The sequence below is a fragment of the Aeromonas enterica genome, assembly GCF_054052465.1.
The window spans coordinates 1-347 of record NZ_JBSTYL010000073.1 but is presented as its reverse complement, the minus strand read 5'-3'; the positions used below and the strand labels follow the sequence as shown (position 1 = coordinate 347).

Genomic DNA, 347 nt, shown 5'->3' with positions numbered 1-347 from the left:
ACGCCTTCCGGCAGTTCGATGGTACCGGTCACGTCGGTAGTACGGAAGTAGAACTGCGGACGGTAGCCCTTGAAGAACGGGGTATGACGACCACCTTCTTCTTTGGACAGCACGTACACTTCAGATTCAAACTTGGTGTGCGGCTTGATGGAGCCCGGCTTGGCCAGTACTTGACCACGCTCTACGTCTTCACGCTTGACACCACGCAGCAGCGCGCCGATGTTCTCGCCTGCACGACCTTCGTCCAGCAGTTTGCGGAACATTTCAACACCGGTACAGGTGGTAGAAACGGTGTCTTTGATACCGACGATTTCTACGGTCTCACCGACTTTAACGATACCGCGCTC

The 347-nt window shown here is 55.3% G+C and carries 1 protein-coding gene; it reads right to left on the bottom strand.

Annotated elements, in window-relative coordinates; genetic code table 11:
* Positions 1–347 (bottom strand): EF-Tu C-terminal domain-related protein (locus ACW5XD_RS23955; RefSeq protein WP_456497025.1); only part of this gene is annotated, 347 nt, incomplete at both ends.